The following is a 19,883-nucleotide window of genomic DNA, read 5'->3' as shown; positions in this document are numbered from 1 at the left end:
AGGAACCAGATATGAGTTATATGAGCCGTGAAGACCGCCGGGAAAACGTGATGGAAGCCGCGATGCGCGTGGCGCTGACCGACGGACTTTCCGCCATGACGGTGCGCCGCATCGCCAGCGAGGCCGGGATCGCCGCAGGCCAGGTGCATCACCATTTTGCTTCGTCGATGGCGTTAAAAGCCGAGACGTTTTTGCGCCTCAGCCGCCAGTCGCTGGATCTGGAAGGCGCTCCGCCGCTGAAAAGCTGGCGTGCAAAGCTGAACTGGACGCTGGGATTCGATAACCCTGACATCGAGCAGTACCTCCGGCTGTTCGGCGAAGCAGAAGCCCTCGCCCGGCGCGAAGCGGAAATGAAACAGGCGTGGATAATATCGATGGAAATGTGGCATGACGCGACCACGCAAATTATTTCCGCTGGCGCAAATGAGAATGAATTTCAGCTTCGCGACACCCCGCAAAATATTGCCTGGCGAATTATCGCCTTTGTCAGCGGGCTGGATGGCATTGCTAAACTGGGATTATCCGGGATGGATGAAGAGGCCTTTCGCCGTCACGTTGATATCATGATTAATAATGAATTAACGCCCGCATCATAAAACTGCAACAGGAGAGCGGCGCAATAAATAATTGTGAATCAGGTCACTATTACTTTTTATTATTCTGTTAAAGGTTATCTATAACATTCATCGCTCAGGGTTTAATTATTACAATTAGTAACAATTAACCAAGCGGTTAATCCCCGTCACACCCTGTCTCTGCGACTTTTTTATCTATTCTTGATTTGTTCACCCATTCAATTTTGTCGCTTTATTATCAAACGGATGCGCAATTATTCGCCGTAACCTTTTGTTTCTAATGCCGATTCAGGCAAGGGGCGATCATGTTACCGACAACGACCAAATCCAATAGTTATTTATTAAAAGACTGGAAACCTGAAAACGACGCCTTCTGGAACAATAAAGGTAAAGCCATTGCGCGCCGCAATTTAGTTATTTCCGTCGCCTGCTTATTATTAGCCTTCTGCGTCTGGATGTTATTTAGCGCCGTGGCGGTCAATCTCAATAAGGTCGGGTTTAATTTCACCACCGATCAGCTTTTTTTATTAACCGCGTTACCTTCATTATCCGGCGCTATTTTACGCGTGCCCTACTCCTTTATGGTACCGGTGTTCGGTGGGCGTTACTGGACGGTATTAAGCACCGTGATCCTGATTATTCCCTGCGTCTGGCTCGGCTTCGCTATTCAAAACCCGGCTACTCCGTTTGAAGTATTTATGATCATCGCATTGCTGTGCGGATTCGCAGGGGCCAATTTCGCCTCCAGCATGGGCAATATCAGCTTCTTCTTCCCCAAAGCCCGTCAGGGCAGCGCGCTGGGGATTAACGGCGGGATGGGCAACCTGGGCGTCAGCGTGATGCAGATGGTGTCCCCGCTGGTCATCACCCTGCCGATGTTCGTGTTCCTGGGCGTACACGGCGTCGAGCAGCCGGACGGCTCTTCGCTGTGGCTGGCGAACGCCGCGTGGATTTGGGCGCCGCTGTTACTGGTCGCTACCGTCGCCGCCTGGTTCGGCATGAACGATATCGCCAGTTCGAAAGCGTCGATTCGCTCCCAGTTGCCGGTGTTGAAGCGCGCGCATCTGTGGCTGTTGAGCCTGTTGTATCTGGCGACCTTCGGCTCGTTTATCGGTTTTTCGGCAGGTTTTGCGATGCTGGCGAAAACCCAGTTCCCCGACGTCAACATCCTCAGGCTGGCGTTTTTCGGCCCGTTTATCGGCGCGCTGGCCCGCTCGGCGGGGGGCATGATCTCCGATCGCTTCGGCGGCGTGCGGGTCACGCTGATTAACTTCGTGTTTATGGCGCTGTTCAGCGCCCTGCTGTTTTTAACCCTGCCGGGCAGCGGCTCAGGCAGCTTCGTGGCGTTCTATCTGGTGTTTATGGGGCTGTTTCTCACCGCGGGTTTAGGCAGCGGCTCCACCTTCCAGATGATCGCGGTGATTTTCCGGCGCATCACGATCTACCGGGTCAAGCTGAAGGGCGGCAGCGAGCAGCAGGCCCAGCAGGAAGCGGTCACCGATACCGCCGCCGCGCTGGGCTTTATCTCCGCCATCGGCGCGGTGGGCGGTTTCTTTATCCCGAAAGCTTTCGGCACTTCGCTGGAAATGACCGGTTCTCCGGTGGGCGCCATGAAAGTGTTTCTGGTGTTCTACATCGTTTGCGTGCTGGTGACCTGGCTGGTGTATGGCCGCCCTCAGCGCGGAAAAAAATAACTATCGATTCGGCAGTATCATTCAGGAAGCCTTCTTCCTGTCAGGAGAAAGCAATGAGCAAACTTCTCGACCGATTCCGCTATTTCAAACTCAAAGGCGACACCTTTGCCGACGATCACGGCCAGGTGATGCACACCAACCGCGACTGGGAGGACAGTTATCGCCAGCGCTGGCAGTACGATAAGGTGGTGCGCTCCACGCACGGCGTGAACTGTACCGGCTCCTGTAGCTGGAAAATTTACGTCAAGAACGGCCTGGTGACCTGGGAAACCCAGCAGACCGACTATCCGCGCACCCGCCCCGACCTGCCTAATCACGAGCCGCGCGGCTGCCCGCGCGGGGCCAGCTATTCGTGGTATCTGTACAGCGCCAACCGCCTGAAGTATCCGCTGGTGCGCAAACGCCTGATCGAACTCTGGCGCGAAGCGCTGACCCACAACAGCGACCCGGTGGAAGCCTGGGCATCGATCATGGCCGACCCGGAAAAAACCCAGAGCTACAAGAAAGTGCGCGGTCGCGGCGGGTTTATCCGCTCCAGCTGGCAGGAGCTGAATCAGTTGATTGCCGCCGCCAACGTCTGGACCATCAAAACCTATGGCCCGGACCGGGTAGCCGGTTTTTCGCCGATCCCGGCGATGTCGATGGTCTCTTACGCGGCGGGCACCCGCTATCTGTCGCTGCTCGGCGGCACCTGCCTGAGCTTTTACGACTGGTATTGCGACTTACCCCCCGCGTCGCCAATGACCTGGGGCGAACAAACCGATGTCCCGGAATCCGCCGACTGGTACAACTCCAGCTATATCATCGCCTGGGGCTCTAACGTGCCGCAGACCCGCAGCCCGGACGCGCACTTTTTTACCGAGGTGCGCTACAAGGGCACCAAAACCATCGCCATCACTCCTGACTACTCGGAAGTGGCCAAGCTGTGCGACCAGTGGCTGGCCCCCAAACAGGGCACCGACAGCGCGCTGGCGATGGCGATGGGCCACGTGATTTTGCGCCAGTTCCACCTTGATAATCCCGGCGACTACTTTATCAACTACTGCCGCCGCTATACCGATATGCCGATGCTGGTGCTGCTGGAGCCGCGCCCGGAGGGTTACTACGCGCCAGGCCGGATGCTGCGCGCCAGCGATCTGCTGGACGGTTTGGGCGAGGCCAACAATCCTGAGTGGAAAACCGTGGCGTATAACCGCGCCGGGGACTTAGTGGTGCCGAACGGGTCGATTGGCTTCCGCTGGGGCGAACAGGGCAAATGGAATCTGGAAAGCCTGGCGGCAGGTGTGGAGACCGAACTGGCGCTGAGCCTGCTGGGGCGGCATGACGCCATCGACGAGGTGGCGTTCCCCTACTTCGGCGGCCAGGAAAACCCGCACTTCCGTCACGTCAAACGCGACCCGATCATGCTGCACAAACTGCCGGTGAAAACCCTGACCCTGGCGGACGGCAGTGCAGCCAGAGTTGTCAGCGTTTACGATTTGATCCTCGCGAACTACGGTCTCGATCGCGGGCTGGACGATGAACACTGCGCCAGCGATTTCAATGAAATTAAGCCCTATACCCCGGCCTGGGCGGAGCAGATTTGCGGCGTACCGCGCCGGCATATCGAGCAAATCGCCCACGAGTTCGCCGATACCGCGCTGAAAACCCACGGCCGCTCGATGATTATTCTCGGCGCGGGGGTCAACCACTGGTATCACATGGACATGAACTACCGGGGGATGATCAATATTCTGGTGTTCTGCGGCTGCGTCGGGCAAACCGGCGGCGGCTGGGCGCACTACGTCGGCCAGGAGAAATTAAGGCCGCAAACCGGCTGGCTGCCGCTGGCGTTCGCGCTGGACTGGAACCGCCCGCCGCGCCAGATGAACAGCACCTCGTTTTTCTATAATCACGCCAGCCAGTGGCGCTATGAAAAACTCACCGCGCAGGAATTACTGTCGCCGCTGGCGGATCCGTCCAGATTTACCGGTCATCTGATTGATTTCAACGTGCGGGCAGAGCGCATGGGCTGGCTGCCTTCCGCGCCGCAGTTGGGGGTTAACCCGCTGCATCTGGCCGCCAGGGCCAGAGAGGCCGGAATGTCGCCCATCGACTACACCGTTCAGGCGCTGAAATCCGGCGATTTGCGCTTCGCCTGCGAGCAGCCGGACAACGGGCAGAACCATCCGCGCAATATGTTCATCTGGCGCTCGAACCTGCTGGGCTCGTCCGGTAAAGGCCACGAGTACATGCTGCGCTACCTGCTGGGCACTGAAAGCGGCATTCAGGGCGAGGATCTGGGCAGCACCGACGACGTGAAGCCGGAAGAAGTGGAATGGCAAGGCGGCGCGATCGAAGGCAAACTGGACCTGCTGGTCACCCTCGATTTCCGCATGTCCAGTACCTGCCTGTTCTCGGATATCGTGCTGCCCACCGCCACCTGGTATGAAAAGGACGATATGAATACTTCGGATATGCATCCGTTTATTCATCCGCTCTCCGCCGCCGTGGATCCGGCGTGGGAATCGAAAAGCGACTGGGAGATTTACAAAGGCATCGCTAAAGCGTTTTCGGCGGTGTGCGTCGGGCATCTGGGTAAAGAGACCGACGTGGTGTTGCAGCCGCTGCAGCATGATTCCCCGGCGGAGCTGGCCCAGCCGTTCGAGATCCTCGACTGGCGCAAAGGCGAATGCGATCTGATCCCCGGTAAAACCGCGCCGAACATAATGGTGCTGGAGCGCGATTATCCGGCCACCTGGGAGCGCTTTACCTCCCTCGGCCCGCTGATGGATAAACTCGGCAACGGCGGCAAAGGCATCAGCTGGAATACCGAAAGCGAAGTGGAACTGCTCGGCAAGCTTAACTACCGCAAAGCCGACGGCCCCGCCGCCGGGCGGCCAAAAATCGACAGCGCCATTGACGCCTCGGAAGTGATCCTGGCGCTGGCCCCGGAAACCAACGGCCAGGTGGCGGTGAAGGCCTGGGAAGCGCTGAGTAAAATCACCGGGCGCGAGCACCATCATCTGGCGCTGCCGAAAGAAGACGAGAAGATCCGTTTTCGCGACATCGTGGCCCAGCCGCGCAAAATCATCTCCAGCCCCACCTGGTCCGGGCTGGAGGATGAGCACGTTTCCTATAACGCCGGGTACACCAACGTGCATGAACTGATCCCGTGGCGCACGCTGTCGGGCCGTCAGCAGCTGTATCAGGACCATCTGTGGATGCGCGCGTTTGGGGAAAGCCTGGTGACCTACCGTCCGCCGGTGGATACCCGCAGCGTCAGCGCGATGCGCGATGTGCCGTCCAACGGTTTTCCGGAAAAGGCGCTGAATTTCCTGACGCCGCACCAGAAATGGGGCATCCATTCCACCTACAGCGAAAACCTGCTGATGCTGACCCTGTCGCGCGGCGGGCCGATTGTCTGGATCAGCGAAAGCGATGCCAGAGAGTTAGGCATCGCCGATAACGACTGGATCGAAGCCTTCAACGCCAACGGCGCGCTCACCGCCCGCGCGGTGGTCAGCCAGCGCGTCCCGCCGGGCATGACCATGATGTATCACGCTCAGGAGCGACTGATGAATATCCCCGGTTCGGAGGTGACCGGTATGCGCGGCGGCATCCACAACTCGGTGACCCGCGTCTGCCCGAAACCGACCCATATGATCGGCGGCTACGCGCAGTTGGCCTACAGCTTTAACTACTACGGCACTGTGGGGTCGAACCGCGATGAATTCATCCTGATCCGCAAGATGCGCAACATCGACTGGCTGGATGACGAAGGCAATAACCAGCGACAGGAGGCGGCAAAATGAGAATACGTTCACAAGTCGGTATGGTGATGAACCTGGATAAGTGCATCGGCTGCCACACCTGTTCGGTGACCTGTAAAAACGTCTGGACCGGGCGCGAAGGCATGGAGTACGCCTGGTTTAATAACGTCGAAACCAAACCGGGCATCGGTTATCCGAAAAACTGGGAAGATCAGGACCGCTGGGAAGGCGGCTGGATCCGCAAAATCAGCGGGCGGCTGGTGCCGCGTCTCGGCGGCAAGCTGGGGGTGATGTCGAAAATTTTCGCCAACCCGGTCCTGCCGTCTATCGACGATTATTACGAGCCGTTCACCTTCGACTATCAGCATCTGCATAACGCGCCGGAAGGCAAACACGTTCCCACCGCCCGCCCGCGTTCGCTGCTGACCGGCAAACGCATGGAAAAAGTGGAATGGGGGCCGAACTGGGAAGAGCTGCTGGGCGGCGAATTCAGCAAGCGCCAGGCGGACAAGAACTTCGAAGCCATGCAGACCGAGATGTACGGCCAGTTTGAAAATACCTTCATGATGTACCTGCCGCGCCTGTGCGAACACTGCCTCAACCCAAGCTGCGTGGCGACCTGCCCGAGCGGCGCGATTTATAAGCGCGAGGAAGACGGCATCGTGCTGATCGACCAGGACAAATGCCGCGGCTGGCGGTTGTGCATCAGCGGCTGCCCGTACAAGAAAATCTACTTTAACTGGAAGAGCGGCAAGTCGGAGAAATGCATTCTCTGCTATCCGCGCATTGAATCCGGCCAGCCGACGGTGTGCTCGGAGACCTGCGTGGGACGCATTCGTTATCTCGGCGTGGTGCTGTACGACGCAGACCGTATTCTTGAAGCCGCCAGTACCGAACACACCACCGATCTGTACGAGCGCCAGTGCGACGTGTTCCTGAACCCTAACGATCCAAACGTGATTGAAGAAGCGCTGAAACAGGGTATTCCGGCTAACGTCATCGACGCCGCGCAGAAATCCCCGGTGTATAAGCTGGCGATGGACTGGAAGCTGGCGCTGCCGCTGCACCCGGAATACCGCACCCTGCCGATGGTCTGGTACGTGCCGCCCCTGTCGCCGATCCAGTCGGTGGCGGACGCGGGCGGCCTGCCGCGCACCGATTCGGTATTACCGGCGGTGGAGAGCCTGCGCATTCCGGTGCAGTACCTGGCGAATATGCTCAGCGCGGGCGATCCGGCCCCGGTGCTGCGCGCCCTGAAGCGCATGATGGCGATGCGCCACTATATGCGCTCGCAAACCGTCGAAGGCGTGACCGATACCCGCGCCATTGACGAAGTGGGCCTCAGCGAAGCCCAGGTGCAGGAGATGTATCGCTACCTGGCGATCGCCAACTACGAAGACCGCTTCGTGATCCCCACCAGCCACCGGGAAATGGCCCGCGACGCGTTCCCGGAGCGCAACGGCTGCGGCTTCACCTTCGGCGACGGCTGCCGCGGTTCGGACAGCAAGTTTAACCTGTTCAACAGCAGCCGCATTGACGCCATTAACATCACCGAAGTGCGCGATAAAGCGGAGGGTGAATAATGCAAAGCTTAAAAATTATCGCCCTGCTGATGGAATACCCCAACGAGGAGCTGTGGGAAGCGGCGGACGAACTGCGCGCCGCCGTGGCGCAGGACGCGCCGCGCGTCACGCCGTTTGCGGAACAGCTGTTTGCCGCCCCGCTGATCGACAAACAGGCGGAATGGTGCGAGCTGTTCGATCGGGGCCGCGCCACCTCGTTGCTGCTGTTTGAGCACGTGCACGCCGAGTCGCGGGATCGCGGCCAGGCGATGGTGGATCTGATGGCGCAATATGAAAAGGCTGGCCTGCAACTGGACAGCCGCGAACTGCCCGACTGGCTGCCGCTGTATCTGGAATATCTCAGCATCCAGCCTGAACAGGACGCGCTTCAGGGGCTGAACGACGTGGCGCCGATCCTGGCGCTGCTGGGCGGGCGGCTTAAACAGCGCCAGTCGCCGTACAGCCAGCTGTTCGATGCGCTGTTAGCGATTGCCGGCAGCCCGTACCGCAGCGACAGCGTCGTCAGTCAGGTTACCCAGGAAACCCGGGACGACACGCCGCAGGCGCTGGACGCCATCTGGGAAGAGGAACAGGTGAAGTTTATCGACGACCAGGGCTGTAGCACCGATGCGTCACCGCAACAGCAGCATCAGCGGCGCTTTAGTGACAACGTCACGCCTCAGTATCTGGATATCAGTGCCGGAGGTCCCAAATGATCAACTATCTGAATTTTTTCTTTTACGACATCTACCCGTACCTGTGCGGAACGGTGTTTATCCTCGGCAGCTGGCTGCGTTATGACTACGGACAATATACCTGGCGCGCGGGCTCCAGCCAGATGCTGGATAAAAAAGGCATGACGCTGGCGTCCAACCTGTTTCATATCGGAATTATCGGCGTGCTGTTTGGCCATTTCTTCGGGATGCTGACCCCCCACTGGATGTATGCCTGGTTTTTGCCGATGGCGACCAAACAGTTGATGGCGATGTGGCTGGGCGGGATTTGCGGCGTGCTGACGCTGGTCGGCGGGTTAATGTTGCTGTACCGGCGGATTTTCAACCCGCGCGTGCGGGCCAGCTCCAGTAACGCGGATATTCTGATCCTCGCGCTGCTGATGATCCAGTGCGCCCTGGGCCTGCTGACCATCCCGTTTTCCGCGCAGTTTATGGACGGCAGCGAAATGCTCAAACTGGTGGACTGGGCGCAGGCGGTGGTGACCTTCCAGGGCGGCGCGGCGACCTATCTTGACGGCGTGGCGTTGGTCTACCGGGTGCATCTGGTACTGGGCATGACATTGTTTCTGCTGTTCCCGTTTACCCGGCTGGTGCACATGTGGAGCGCGCCGGTGGAGTACTTCACCCGGCGCTATCAGATTGTCAAATCCCGGCGCTAGCCATGGCTCAGCGGCTGCGTTTGGCGTGACGCTCCCGGTTATCCAGCCGCTGGGCATCCGATTTTTTGAGTGCCACGTAACAGGCTCCGCTGCCGCCATGATGGGGCAGCGCAGTGCAAAACGCCTGCACCTCTTCAAACTCCCCTAACCAGCGCGCCAGATAGCTACGCACAATGTTCGCGTGGGATTTCTCTTCCCGTCCTTTGCCGTGAACGATCAGCACATTGCGCAGCCCCTGCTGTTTCGCCTGATGGATAAAGGCGAACAGTGCTTGTCGGCACTGTTCAACCGGCATACGCAGCAGACTCAGGTTCGCCTGTTGGGGGTATTTTCCCTGGCGCAGTTTATCCAGCACCCCCTGCTGCACCCCTTCGCGCTTAAATTCCAGCGGTTGGTCGAGCGGTACGATGTCCAGATAACCGGTGGTTAAAAAGTTGTCGAGTTGCAGCACGTCTATCGACGCCACCGCGCGGGCAGGCTTTGATTTTTGCCATGTGGTGCAGGAGGCGTTTTTCAGCGGTTTAACATCATCCATGGCCTCAAGAAAAAGTGATTTATCGTCAGGTTTCATCTGCGGGCCTCCGGATGTCATGCAGGTCAGACACTATAGCCGCCCTTGGCCTGTGCCTCAAGACAGGCATCAATCTTATCAAAACGTGCTTATTTTTTATTTCAGGAATTCGCTTAGATTTATCGCAAAATATCTCTTTTATAAGTTTGTGGTAATTTTTTGAGCGGCGAATAATGCAGCAATAATTATTCATCGAATCGTTTCGCTGCCGGTTTTGTGAATTTAATCACTTAAATAAATTATTCATTTTAATTCTTCGTTGCTATACCTTACTCAACCTGACACACAGGAAATAGTGCAGGAAATAAGCCCCGGACAGCACTGCTGTGTACTGTGGAGCCTGTTCGATGTCGGCAGGCTCTTTTTTTATTTTTAAAATCCCGTTATCTGGAAATAATAAACGCCTGTTGTTTCTTTTATTCTCCACCAAAAATAAAGCGCCCTGGGGCGAAATTCATTCTCGTTAAGGGGTATGTCGAATATATCTGGAACGTGCTATGTTGGCGCAATCCCTTATCCGGTGACGGCAACGAGAATATAATCATGCTAACCCTTCTTGAAGATAAAATAGACACCCCGCTGGGGCCGCTGTGGATATTGTGCGATGAGCAATTCCAGCTGCGCGCCGTGGAATGGGAAGAACACAGCGCCAGGATGGTTGAACTGCTTAATATTCACTATCGCGCCAGCGGCTATACCCGCGTCGCCAGTGACAACCCCGGCGGCCTGAGCGCAAAACTGCAGGACTATTTCGACGGCGATCTGGCGGTTATCGACACGCTGCCTACCGCGACGGCCGGTACGCCGTTCCAGCGCGACGTCTGGAAAGCGTTGCGCGCTATCCCCTGCGGGCAGATCCTCTCCTATGGTCAACTGGCTGCGCAGCTGGGTCGCAGCGGCGCGGCGCGCGCGGTGGGCGCCGCGAACGGATCCAATCCGGTAAGTATCGTCGTGCCCTGCCATCGGGTGATTGGCAGCAGCGGCGCATTAACCGGCTATGCGGGCGGCGTCACCCGTAAAGAGTGGTTACTGCGCCACGAGGGCTATCTTTTAATATAATTGAACTCATTTTTCGGAACTTTTAATATCCCTATCAATCAAGGGGATAGAAAAAAAGCACTTCTTTTTTCATGTGTTTGTGATCGGTTTGCTGTTCCGGTCGATTTACCTGCTCAACAAAAAGATGTTAAAATTGACCAATATCAATGTAAGGCTTGAGCAGACCTATGATCCCGGAAAAGCGAATTATTCGACGCATTCAGTCTGGCGGTTGTGCTATCCATTGTCAGGATTGCAGCATCAGCCAACTGTGCATCCCCTTCACCCTCAACGAACACGAGCTCGACCAGCTTGATAACATTATCGAGCGCAAAAAACCGATTCAGAAAGGGCAAACGCTGTTTAAGGCGGGTGATGAGTTGAAGTCGCTGTATGCCATTCGTTCCGGTACTATCAAGAGTTACACCATTACCGAGCAGGGCGACGAGCAAATCACTGGCTTCCACCTGGCGGGCGATTTAGTCGGCTTTGACGCCATCGGTTCTGGGCATCACCCGAGCTTCGCCCAGGCGCTTGAAACGTCGATGGTCTGCGAAATCCCGTTCGAAACCTTAGACGATCTGTCCGGTAAAATGCCGAATCTGCGTCAGCAGATGATGCGTCTGATGAGCGGCGAGATCAAAGGCGACCAGGACATGATCCTGCTGTTGTCCAAGAAAAACGCCGAAGAGCGCCTGGCCGCGTTTATCTACAACCTGTCGCGCCGTTTTGCCCAACGGGGTTTCTCACCGCGTGAGTTCCGTCTCACCATGACCCGTGGCGATATCGGTAACTATCTCGGCCTGACCGTAGAAACCATCAGCCGCCTGCTGGGTCGTTTCCAGAAAAGCGGCATGCTGGCGGTAAAAGGCAAATATATCACCATCGAAAACAGCGACACGCTGGCACAGCTGGCAGGCCATTCCCGTAACGTCGCCTAACCGCGCTTTCTAAAACGCCGTATCGTTAAATTTTTTAATTTATTGATCCGGCGTCTACTTCTCCCCTGTTTCATTCATTCTCTATGGGTTAATCTTACTTTACAGACTGTGGTTTGCAGTTGTAAGGAGACCCTGTATGGCAAATTATCAAAACATGCTGGTGGTGATTGACCCAGGCCAGGACGATCAACCCGCACTGCGGCGTGCGGTGTATTTGCATCAACGCATTGGCGGCAAAATTAAAGCCTTTCTGCCGATTTATGATTTCTCGTATGAGATGACCACCCTGCTGTCCCCCGATGAGCGCACCGCGATGCGCCAGGGCGTGATAAGCCAACGAACCGCATGGATACGCGAGCAGGCGCAGCACTATATCGAATCGGGTATCCCGATTGACATAAAAGTGGTGTGGCATAACCGCCCTTTTGAAGCCATCATCCAGGAAGTGAAAACCAGCAAGCACGATCTGGTGCTGAAAATGACCCATCAGCACGACAAACTCGAATCCGTTATCTTTACCCCCACCGACTGGCACCTTCTGCGTAAATGCCCGTGCCCGGTGTGGATGGTGAAAGACCAGCCCTGGCCGGAAGGCGGCAAAGCGCTGGTGGCGGTGAACCTGGCGAGTGAAGAGATTTACCACAACGCGCTGAACGACAAGCTGGTACGCGAGACGCTGCATCTGGCCGAGCAGGTCAACCATACCGAAGTACACCTGGTGGGCGCGTTCCCCGCCACGCCGATTAACATCGCCATCGAACTGCCCGATTTTGATCCCAGCGTGTATAACGACGCGATCCGCGGTCAGCATTTAATTGCCATGAAAGCGCTGCGCCAGAAATACTCGATTGGCGAAAACATGACTCACGTGGAAAAAGGCCTGCCGGAAGAAGTGATCCCCGATCTCGCCGAGCATTTGCAGGCCGGGATTGTGGTACTGGGCACCGTGGGCCGTACCGGACTGTCCGCTGCGTTTTTAGGCAATACCGCTGAACAGGTTATTGACCATTTGCGCTGCGATTTGCTGGCGATTAAACCAGACGACTACCAGACGCCGGTAGAGCTGGACGACGACGAAGACGATTAACCTCAGTTACCCGTGACAGCACGCCCCTGTGGCGTGCTTTTTTGGCGACGTGGTTAAAATAGACACACCATGAAGCCTGGAGTAACATCGCTGTTCTGTTTCAACAGGGAGTTTGCAGACTGATGTCGCCGACAATTTATGATATCGCACGGGTTGCAAAAGTATCTAAATCTACCGTTTCGCGAGTTCTCAATAAGCAAACCAATATTTCTGACGATGCCCGCGAGCGGGTTTTAAAGGCTATTGAAGAATTAAATTACCAACCAAATAAACTGGCGCGCGCCCTGACCTCATCAGGTTTCGACGCCATTATGGTTATTTCTACCCGTTCCACCAAAACCACTTCCGGCAATCCTTTCTTTTCCGAAGTATTGCATGCCATTATCGCACGGGCTGAGCATGAAGGCTTTGATGTGATATTACAGACGTCAAAGAACAGCGCCGAAGATTTAGAAAAATGCCTGACCAAAATAAAACAAAAAATGGTTAAAGGCATTATTATGCTCAGCTCACCCGTTAATGAGCACTTCTTTGCGGAACTGGATAAATATAATATTCCGGTGGTGGTTATCGGTGGGCTAAAGGGCTGTTATCAAAATATCGTTTCCGTGGATACCGATAATTTTCATGACAGCATCGCGTTAACGCAAACCCTGATTGACAAAGGTTTTCGGCGCATTGCCTGTTTACATGCGCCGCTTGATTATCACGTGTCACTCGACCGGCTTGAGGGATGTAAAACGGCGCTGATGCGCAACGGGCTCGCGGTCGATTCCGCGCTGATGGTTGACGGCGGTTATACCCAGCAAAGCGCGCTTGAAGCGGCGGAAAAATTGTTAACGCGCTCTCCACTTCCTGAGGCCATTTTCGCTACCGACAGTCTGAAGTTAATGAGCCTGTATCGCATGGCGGCGCGTCTTAATATTGCTATTCCGCAGCAACTGGCAGTGATCGGCTATAGCGATGCCCTGTTATCATTTATGCTGAGCCCGCCGCCAGGCGGCATTGAAGTGCCTATTCAGGCGCTCGGGGATACCAGTAGCGCGTTATTGTTTGATCGTATTGCGAATAAGCCAACCCCGGCATCAATCATACTTGCCACACAAAATGTGATTACCGGGTCAATTCCAGGATAACGTCTGAGCGCAGGTGCGTCCGCCTGCGCTCAGGGGGATATCACGAACGTTAAGGAAGGCGCGTTAAAAAGCGTAATTCACGCCTATACCTGCATAGTGAAAAATATCATGTGTATCCCCTTCGCGGTGCGTCTGCCATTCGTAAGCATATTCCAGCGTCATTGACAAACCGTTCTCGAAATCATGGGCGTACAGCAGGCCCAGACGGTTATAGTCATGATCTTCCGAATCAGAGCCGTCATTCTGCCAGTCCCAGTTGCTCCAGCGATCGATGGTTAAGCGGGTATAAGGGGTAAAGGTATTGTTTCCGAGGGCGATGGGGAAATAAATACGTGCCTCGTTTGTGGAAAACTCGCCCTGTTTATTGCCGCTCACGGTGTTATAGCCGCGCTCAAGATAATAGTGCGCCTGAACCGAGAATGTCTCATTAAAGTGATAATTTAACCCGGTTTCCGTTTCGACACGGCTATCGGAATAACCGGTTTGGTTTAGATCGTTTACGAACCGATACCAGGCCAGCCATCCCTCAAACGCCAGATCCTGATTGATTTTCACATTCCAGTCCGGCTGAATTTTCCAGCGCTGGGTATTGGCGGTACCGGCAGGAGAACCGTCCTCGTTTTTAAAATGGTAACCATAATTGCGCACACCGCCGGTTAACCCCAGGGAGAAATCATCATTTTCTGTTAACTGATAACGCAGGTTAAATTCCGGGCGGTTGAAATAGGTTCCGCGCGACATGGAACTGTAATCAACCGGACCTTCCTGATACATCACCAGATTAATACTCCAGGGACCGTAAGCGGCATTGAAATAGACAGAGGGTTCATAGAGCCCGTCCCTGTCTTCTGCCTGACCCTCGACGTTCTCAATTTCATACATCGCGCCAATGCTGTATTGCCAGCTATTTTGCGGTGTTTCCTGCGCCTGGGCACACATTGCCCCAGCAACAGGCAACAGTAGCAGCGTCCGAATTATGGCATTCATATTTTCGTTCCTTCATTTGTGGGTACTGCCGGGGTAATGCAAAGGCAAGCCGCAAGCCTGCCCTTGCGGTCATTAATCGATGGCGTGTTCCGTTTCGCTGTTGAAGAAATGGGATTTGGTCATATCAAAATAGATAGGCTGCGTTTGTCCGGCGTGATAATGCCCGTCTGCACTGGTGCGAACCACAAATTCATGCCCGCCAACCGAGGTATACAGCATAAATTCCGCGCCGGTCAGTTCGGCCACGCTAATATGCGCATCGGCGCTATTGTGTTGTTGCGCGCCCGTAGAGATATCTTCCGGACGAATCCCCATCACGATCGGTTTGCGGTAATAACCTCTGTCATTAAGCAGTTCGCGCTTTTCTTCCGGTAATTCCAGCTTGAGGGTCTCGGTCACGAAGTGGCTGCCGTCAAATGCGCCGCGCACAAAGTTCATGGCGGGTGAACCGATAAAGCCCGCGACAAACATGTTGGCCGGATGGTTGTAGACCGTTTTTGGCGTACCTACCTGCTGGATTATGCCGTCCTTGAGGATCACAATGCGCGTCGCCATGGTCATGGCTTCCGTCTGGTCGTGGGTAACGTAAATCATGGTGGTATTGAGTTTCTGGTGCAGTTTGCCGATCTCGGCGCGCATCTGCACCCGCAGCCGGGCATCCAGATTGGACAGCGGCTCATCCATCAAAAACACGCCCGCCTCCCGAACAATTGCTCTGCCCAGCGCCACCCGCTGGCGTTGCCCGCCCGAAAGCGCGCCTGGCTTGCGCTTGAGGTACTCTTTCAGGCCGAGGATCTGCGCGGCCCATTCGACTCTCTCGCTAATGACTGCCGGGGCGATTTTCTGCATTTTCAGGCCGAAAGCCATGTTGTCGTAGACGCTCATATGGGGATAGAGCGCGTAGTTCTGAAACACCATGGCGATGTCGCGCGATTTAGCAGGGACATCATTCATTCTTACCCCGTCGATATAGAGTTCACCGTGGGTGATGTCCTCCAGCCCGGCGATCATGCGCAGCGTGGTGGATTTACCGCAGCCTGACGGGCCAACGAAAACAATAAATTCCTTGTCGGCAATCTCAAGGGTGAAATCCTTTACCACGTGAACGTTATTGTCATAAACCTTCTGAAGGTGCTGTAAGGAAAGTTGTGCCATATCAATCCCTTAACGGCGAACAGACGTCGCCGTATCTGTGAGGTCCATAAGCCCGGCGATCCGCCGCCAGGTGAGTTCTTCCGTGCTGTTAAGCCGTAAATTCGCATCGGTGAGCGTAGCCCCGATACCAATCGATACCATGCCGCTGGCGTTAATCGCCGCAATCCCGGCCTGGGCGTCCTCCACGCCGATGCAGCGTTGCGGCGTGGCGCCCAGCCCGGCGCAGGCCGCGAGAAAAATTTCCGGATCGGGTTTGGAATGGACAATGCGGCTGGCGTCGGCGCAGTAATCAAACATCGCCGTCAATCCGAGCGCCTGTAATATACCCGGCGCATTTAACGAGGCGGACGCCAGACCAATGCCAATGCCGCGCGACTTTAATTCAGCCAGCAGCGAGGCGATGCCCGGCAGAACAGATTCCGGCCCCAGCGAACTCAGCAGTGCGACGTAACGGTCGTTTTTACGGCGGGCGATCGCTGCCTTCTCCGTTACGCTAAATAACTCCGCCTTACCGCCAAACTGCAAAATACGCTCAAGCGACGCCATCCGGCTGATGCCTTTTAACGACTGGTTCACCTCTTCATCTATCGTGATGCCCAACTCCGCGGCAACCGAACGCCACGCGATAAAGTGCAAATGCGCGGTATCGGTGATAACGCCGTCTAAATCAAATATCAGTGCCTGTAACATGATCCCTTCCCGGGAGCGCTCCCATCCTGAGTGAAATAAAATCCTGATACGCCCAACGCCCCTGGCCGCTAAAGGATACGGAATGACCATATAGCCGGAAGGTTAACGGCGCGGACGTTGTCATCGTCAGATGCGTTGGCGTGAGCTCCAGCGTTAACCGGATACCCTGGTAGCACAGCGGGAAGCGCAACCGCCGCCAGCCCTCGGGCAACCGCGGAGCAATGCACAGCCCGTGCTCGACGCTCACGCCGGCGAAGCCCTCAATCACACCGAGCCAGATTGCGCCCGTTGCGGCAGCATGCAAACCGTCATCACTGCTGTGCGGATCGTCACCCAGATCGATCTGGCTCCCTTCTCGCCAGAAACGGTACGCGGTCTGCGCATCGTTACAGCGCGCCGCCACGATGCCGTGGATGGTCTTGCTGAGCGACGAATCATGGATAGTGCGCGGCAGATACCACGCCAGGCTGGCCTGCTGGGTTTCTGGCGTAAACAGCCCCGGCTGGAGATAGAACAGCATCACCACGTCGGCTTGCTTGAGGATCTGCATCTCGTTGACTTCAGCCCGCGAGTAATCCAGCAAAATGGTTTGCTTGCCCGCCTGCGCCTGGTAACGGCTCAGGTCGATAAATGGCTTGCTAAAAAAACTGTCATCCTGCGGCAGCACGTGGCGCATATCAGGCACAGGCAGCCGCAAACGGGCGATAAAATCCGCCGCTTTGGTTTTAAAATCCACTGCCATCCGCGCTGCCGGGCAATGCTTCAGCGCACTTGCTACGTTGTAGAGCGCCATATAGTTAGTGAAGGCGTTGTTGTTAACGTGCTCGGTATACTCATCGGGCCCGATGACATCGTGGATTTCCAGATGACCCTCCACTTCGGTCGTGCGGCTAATCCAGAAGCAGGCCGTTTGATATAACAGTTCGCCGCCTTCCCCCTGTAAAAACGCATCGTCACCGGTAATCTCCACATAGCGCATCACGGCCCAGCCGATGTCTGCCACCAGATGATGCTCGGCCAGAGCAGACGCGACGCGCTGGCGCTGGCCGGTACGAATGTTGATGGCGGCAAATTCCGGCGTCTCTTCTTCACCCGTACGGGCGCTTTCCCACGGAAACAGCGCCCCCTGGTAACCGCAGTGGCGGGCTTTCTGCTGTGCGGCAGGCAGATTATGCCAGCGATAACGCAGGAGCTGACGCGCGATTTCAGGATGGGTATAGAGATAAAATGGCAGTAAAAATACCTCGGTATCCCAGAACACATGGCCCTTATACCCCTCGCCGGTGAGCCCTTTCGCCGCGATGCTGGCGCGTTCGTCATGTACCGGCGTCATGGCATGCAGGTGAAACAGGGCAAAGTCCAGCGCCTGCTGATCCTGCAAATCATCGCAATCCAGCTCCACCCGGCTTTGCCGCCACCACTGCGTCATGGCCTGACGCGACGCAGTCAGTAGCGCTTCATAGCCGAGGTCTGCCGCCACTTTAAGCGCCGCCAGGCTCTGCGCCTCAAGGCCGTTCGGCGTGGCGTCGGGGTCGCCTGCGATCCAGCAGATTTTTTCACAACACAGCGTATCGCCCTGGGCAACAAGGGCGGTGGAATGCTGCATCAGCTTGCGGTTAACGGCGCTGATGCGGTTTACCGCATGGGTCACCGTGCAGCGGCAGCCGATGGTCACATCGATCTGACTGCCCTGTGCGCGATAAACGCCCTGAAGATAGCGCTCTTCATAGACGCGCAGAGAAATTTCATCCAGATGCTGCCGCCCGCTGTTAGTCTGGGTCGCGTCAATACCGGTGGTCAGCTTTACCTGCGCCGCGCCGTCCAGCGGGGTGATGGAAAGCCGCATCGCAAACAGCGGTTTTTGAGCGGCAGAAAGAAAGCGGCGGCTTTCAATGCGGTAGCGCCGCCCGTTCGGGGCGCGCCAGAGTACGTCGCGCACGACTTCGCCGCTGGAGAATGACAGTTCGCGCCGCCAGTCGAGGATCTCCCCGGCCAGCAGGCTAAAAATAGCCCCGTCGATGTCGATTTCCATGCCCACCACGTCGGGCAAATTAATCAGTTCGGTTACGTCCCGCTTCCCCGCGCGGTGGTACAAGCCCGCGAGATACATGCCGCGGTTTTGCTGGCTGTAACTCTCTTCGTGGGTGGCGCGGATGCCCAGATAGCCGTTTCCTGCCGCCATCAGCGAGGCGTATTTATTCAGGCAATGCGGATCAAAGCGCGCTTCATTCAGCGTGGTCATCGGTTTCATAAGGTGACGGCGACCCCCTGCTCGGCGGCGTCATAAATCGCCTGCACCAGCCGCTGGATCTGATACCCCTGCTCGGCTTCGGCCAGCGCGACCGGGCTGCCCTTCACCGCATCGATAAAAGCAGACATCGAGCGGAAATGACGCAAATCATCCGCCGCGTCTCGCTGCATCAGGGTGACCAACTCTCCTGCTTCATCGTAATAAATATGCGCCGGGAACAGCGTGCCGCCCGCCTTATCCCCGCAGAACTGGACGTTCATGATGCTCTGCTCAGGGATATTCAGCGCGAACGAGGTTTCAAGGCGCAGAATGCCGCCGTTGTGAAATTCGAGCGTGGCGAACAGCGCGTCTTCGACGGTGTAATTCGCCGGGTCCCATGCGCCGAATTGCCCGTTGTTTTTGGTGGTGCCCAGTTTCTGAAAGCTGTGGGCGGTCACGCACTTCACCGCCGGGAATCCCAGCACAAACAGGGCGGCATCCAGCATATGAATACCGATGTCGATGAGCGGCCCGCCGCCCTGGAGCGCTTTATTGGTGAACACGCCCCAGCCCGGCACGCCGCAGCGGCGCAGCGCCCGGGCGTTAGTGACGTACACTTTCCCCAGGGTGCCCGCCGCGACCTGCTCGCGCAGCAGCTGGACGTCGAGAGCGAAACGATGATGGAAATCGTAAGCCAGCAGCCGACGCGCTTTGCGCGCCGCCAGCCGCATCTCGTCCGCCTCCTGCGGCGTCATCGCCGGGGGTTTCTCGCACATCACATGGCAACCCGCCGCCAGCGCGGCCAGCACATGCTGGTAATGAAACCGATTGGGCGAACAGACGCTGACCGCATCCGGGCGCAGCGTCGACAGCATGGTATCCACATCATCAAACGCCGCGCAGCCGTACTTATTGGCAAACATCTGCGCCTGCTCTGGCCGGTTATCGCACACGCCCACCAGCTCGGTATCTGGGCTGGCGTGATAGAACGATGCGTGAACTCTTTCGGCAATATTCCCTGCGCCGATAATGGCAACGCGCAATGTCTTGTCGCTACCGCTCATAGTGCTAC

At 56.4% G+C, this 19,883-nt stretch carries 16 protein-coding genes; 10 read left to right on the top strand and 6 right to left on the bottom strand.

Annotated elements, in window-relative coordinates; all coding sequences use genetic code 11:
- Window positions 1–11: 11 nt before the first annotated feature.
- The 6 genes from GV764_RS10900 to narI all read left to right on the top strand — a co-directional run bounded on the left by GV764_RS10900 (window position 12) and on the right by narI (window position 8,976).
- Window positions 12–596 carry a TetR family transcriptional regulator gene (locus tag GV764_RS10900; RefSeq protein ID WP_161660175.1) on the top strand — a complete coding sequence of 195 codons (585 nt, stop codon included), beginning with the start codon at window positions 12–14 and terminating at the stop codon, window positions 594–596.
- A gap of 284 nt (window positions 597–880) precedes the next feature.
- Window positions 881–2,269 carry a NarK family nitrate/nitrite MFS transporter gene (locus GV764_RS10895; protein WP_161660174.1) on the top strand — a complete coding sequence of 463 codons (1,389 nt, stop codon included), beginning with the start codon at window positions 881–883 and terminating at the stop codon, window positions 2,267–2,269.
- Window positions 2,270–2,322: 53 nt separating this feature from the next.
- On the top strand, window positions 2,323–6,063 hold the full coding sequence (locus GV764_RS10890) for a nitrate reductase subunit alpha (protein WP_161660173.1): 3,741 nt from the start codon (window positions 2,323–2,325) through the stop codon (window positions 6,061–6,063).
- Complete coding sequence (gene narH / locus GV764_RS10885; RefSeq protein ID WP_161660172.1) at window positions 6,060–7,604, top strand: nitrate reductase subunit beta; 1,545 nt, start codon at window positions 6,060–6,062, stop codon at window positions 7,602–7,604. Before GV764_RS10890 ends, narH begins: the two co-directional genes overlap by 4 nt.
- Window positions 7,604–8,299, top strand: a complete 696-nt coding sequence (narJ, locus tag GV764_RS10880) for a nitrate reductase molybdenum cofactor assembly chaperone (protein ID WP_161660171.1) — start codon at window positions 7,604–7,606, stop codon at window positions 8,297–8,299. Before narH ends, narJ begins: the two co-directional genes overlap by 1 nt.
- A complete protein-coding gene (narI, locus tag GV764_RS10875; RefSeq protein WP_161660170.1) occupies window positions 8,296–8,976 on the top strand; it encodes a respiratory nitrate reductase subunit gamma in 681 nt (226 codons plus the stop codon). Before narJ ends, narI begins: the two co-directional genes overlap by 4 nt.
- 7 nt (window positions 8,977–8,983) lie before the next feature.
- Here the strand turns inward: narI and smrA are convergent, their stop codons facing one another.
- Window positions 8,984–9,547 carry a DNA endonuclease SmrA gene (smrA, locus tag GV764_RS10870; RefSeq protein WP_161660169.1) on the bottom strand — a complete coding sequence of 188 codons (564 nt, stop codon included), beginning with the start codon at window positions 9,545–9,547 and terminating at the stop codon, window positions 8,984–8,986.
- A gap of 543 nt (window positions 9,548–10,090) precedes the next feature.
- Here smrA and ogt point away from each other — a divergent pair.
- From ogt to GV764_RS10850, 4 genes are all read left to right on the top strand, one after another.
- Window positions 10,091–10,606 (top strand): methylated-DNA--[protein]-cysteine S-methyltransferase, encoded by a 516-nt coding sequence (ogt, locus tag GV764_RS10865; protein ID WP_161660168.1) that lies wholly within the window; start codon window positions 10,091–10,093, stop codon window positions 10,604–10,606.
- A gap of 167 nt (window positions 10,607–10,773) precedes the next feature.
- Window positions 10,774–11,526, top strand: coding sequence for a fumarate/nitrate reduction transcriptional regulator Fnr (gene fnr, locus GV764_RS10860; RefSeq protein WP_125293384.1), 753 nt, complete (start codon window positions 10,774–10,776; stop codon window positions 11,524–11,526).
- A gap of 136 nt (window positions 11,527–11,662) precedes the next feature.
- Window positions 11,663–12,613 (top strand): universal stress protein UspE, encoded by a 951-nt coding sequence (gene uspE, locus GV764_RS10855; protein WP_161660167.1) that lies wholly within the window; start codon window positions 11,663–11,665, stop codon window positions 12,611–12,613.
- 122 nt (window positions 12,614–12,735) lie between these two features.
- Window positions 12,736–13,749 (top strand): LacI family DNA-binding transcriptional regulator, encoded by a 1,014-nt coding sequence (locus GV764_RS10850; RefSeq protein WP_161660166.1) that lies wholly within the window; start codon window positions 12,736–12,738, stop codon window positions 13,747–13,749.
- A 63-nt stretch (window positions 13,750–13,812) separates the two neighbouring features.
- Here GV764_RS10850 and GV764_RS10845 read toward each other — a convergent pair whose 3' ends face one another.
- The 5 genes from GV764_RS10845 to GV764_RS10825 all read right to left on the bottom strand — a co-directional run bounded on the left by GV764_RS10845 (window position 13,813) and on the right by GV764_RS10825 (window position 19,875).
- Window positions 13,813–14,736 carry an OmpG family monomeric porin gene (locus GV764_RS10845; protein ID WP_161660165.1) on the bottom strand — a complete coding sequence of 308 codons (924 nt, stop codon included), beginning with the start codon at window positions 14,734–14,736 and terminating at the stop codon, window positions 13,813–13,815.
- 72 nt (window positions 14,737–14,808) lie between these two features.
- Window positions 14,809–15,891, bottom strand: a complete 1,083-nt coding sequence (locus GV764_RS10840; protein ID WP_161660164.1) for an ABC transporter ATP-binding protein — start codon at window positions 15,889–15,891, stop codon at window positions 14,809–14,811.
- Window positions 15,892–15,900: 9 nt separating this feature from the next.
- The gene (gene pgmB, locus GV764_RS10835; protein ID WP_201743141.1) at window positions 15,901–16,581 is read right to left on the bottom strand and encodes a beta-phosphoglucomutase; all 681 of its coding nucleotides are present in this window, start codon (window positions 16,579–16,581) and stop codon (window positions 15,901–15,903) included.
- On the bottom strand, window positions 16,559–18,832 hold the full coding sequence (locus tag GV764_RS10830; protein WP_161660163.1) for a glycoside hydrolase family 65 protein: 2,274 nt from the start codon (window positions 18,830–18,832) through the stop codon (window positions 16,559–16,561). Before GV764_RS10830 ends, pgmB begins: the two co-directional genes overlap by 23 nt.
- Window positions 18,829–19,875, bottom strand: coding sequence for a D-glucoside 3-dehydrogenase (locus tag GV764_RS10825; protein ID WP_161660162.1), 1,047 nt, complete (start codon window positions 19,873–19,875; stop codon window positions 18,829–18,831). Before GV764_RS10825 ends, GV764_RS10830 begins: the two co-directional genes overlap by 4 nt.
- Window positions 19,876–19,883: the final 8 nt, after the last annotated feature.

Origin of the sequence: Atlantibacter hermannii (genome assembly GCF_009907385.1) — a bacterium.
In the GTDB taxonomy this organism is placed as follows: domain Bacteria; phylum Pseudomonadota; class Gammaproteobacteria; order Enterobacterales; family Enterobacteriaceae; genus Atlantibacter; species Atlantibacter hermannii_A.
The sequence above is the reverse complement of the archived record's forward strand: the minus strand, read 5'-3'. Positions and strand labels throughout refer to the sequence as shown.

Bases quoted from the DNA above. Each gene is read 5' to 3' on its own strand.
- GV764_RS10900 (WP_161660175.1), top strand. From the start codon at position 12: ATGAGTTATATGAGCCGTGAAGACCGCCGGGAAAACGTGATGGAAGCC.
- GV764_RS10895 (WP_161660174.1), top strand. From the start codon at position 881: ATGTTACCGACAACGACCAAATCCAATAGTTATTTATTAAAAGACTGG.
- GV764_RS10890 (WP_161660173.1), top strand. From the start codon at position 2,323: ATGAGCAAACTTCTCGACCGATTCCGCTATTTCAAACTCAAAGGCGAC.
- narH (WP_161660172.1), top strand. From the start codon at position 6,060: ATGAGAATACGTTCACAAGTCGGTATGGTGATGAACCTGGATAAGTGC.
- narJ (WP_161660171.1), top strand. From the start codon at position 7,604: ATGCAAAGCTTAAAAATTATCGCCCTGCTGATGGAATACCCCAACGAG.
- narI (WP_161660170.1), top strand. From the start codon at position 8,296: ATGATCAACTATCTGAATTTTTTCTTTTACGACATCTACCCGTACCTG.
- smrA (WP_161660169.1), bottom strand. From the start codon at position 9,547: ATGAAACCTGACGATAAATCACTTTTTCTTGAGGCCATGGATGATGTT.
- ogt (WP_161660168.1), top strand. From the start codon at position 10,091: ATGCTAACCCTTCTTGAAGATAAAATAGACACCCCGCTGGGGCCGCTG.
- fnr (WP_125293384.1), top strand. From the start codon at position 10,774: ATGATCCCGGAAAAGCGAATTATTCGACGCATTCAGTCTGGCGGTTGT.
- uspE (WP_161660167.1), top strand. From the start codon at position 11,663: ATGGCAAATTATCAAAACATGCTGGTGGTGATTGACCCAGGCCAGGAC.
- GV764_RS10850 (WP_161660166.1), top strand. From the start codon at position 12,736: ATGTCGCCGACAATTTATGATATCGCACGGGTTGCAAAAGTATCTAAA.
- GV764_RS10845 (WP_161660165.1), bottom strand. From the start codon at position 14,736: ATGAATGCCATAATTCGGACGCTGCTACTGTTGCCTGTTGCTGGGGCA.
- GV764_RS10840 (WP_161660164.1), bottom strand. From the start codon at position 15,891: ATGGCACAACTTTCCTTACAGCACCTTCAGAAGGTTTATGACAATAAC.
- pgmB (WP_201743141.1), bottom strand. From the start codon at position 16,581: ATGTTACAGGCACTGATATTTGATTTAGACGGCGTTATCACCGATACC.
- GV764_RS10830 (WP_161660163.1), bottom strand. From the start codon at position 18,832: ATGAAACCGATGACCACGCTGAATGAAGCGCGCTTTGATCCGCATTGC.
- GV764_RS10825 (WP_161660162.1), bottom strand. From the start codon at position 19,875: ATGAGCGGTAGCGACAAGACATTGCGCGTTGCCATTATCGGCGCAGGG.